Raw genomic sequence first — 314 nt, 5'->3', positions numbered from 1 at the left:
GGGTATGCATCAGGAAATAATGAGCTTGCAAAAGAATGGCTTCAGGAGACTTTTATAAAGGTTTGGAAGCATAGAAACTCATTTAAAGAAAAGTCATCTATAGACACTTGGATTTATAGAATTGCAGTAAATGTTTGTTTAGGGGATTTACGTAAACCAAGAAAAAACATCGCTATTAATGAAGACTTATTATCAAATAGTAGCTATGATGATAACATCGACAATAATGAAGGTAATATCAAAAAAATGTATCACTGTATAGACCAACTAAACGAGCAAAATAAAGCATTGATATTATTAGAACTAGAAAACAT

1 protein-coding gene is annotated in these 314 nt (G+C 30.3%); it reads left to right on the top strand.

Going from position 1 to position 314, the window contains the following annotated elements; all coding sequences use genetic code 11:
- On the top strand, positions 1-314 hold a 314-nt coding region (locus ITJ86_RS17240; protein ID WP_195872882.1), incomplete at both ends, for an RNA polymerase sigma factor.

Source organism: Winogradskyella marina (genome assembly GCF_015645385.1).
In the GTDB taxonomy this organism is placed as follows: Bacteria; Bacteroidota; Bacteroidia; order Flavobacteriales; family Flavobacteriaceae; genus Winogradskyella; species Winogradskyella marina.
The sequence above is the reverse complement of the archived record's forward strand: the minus strand, read 5'-3'. Positions and strand labels throughout refer to the sequence as shown.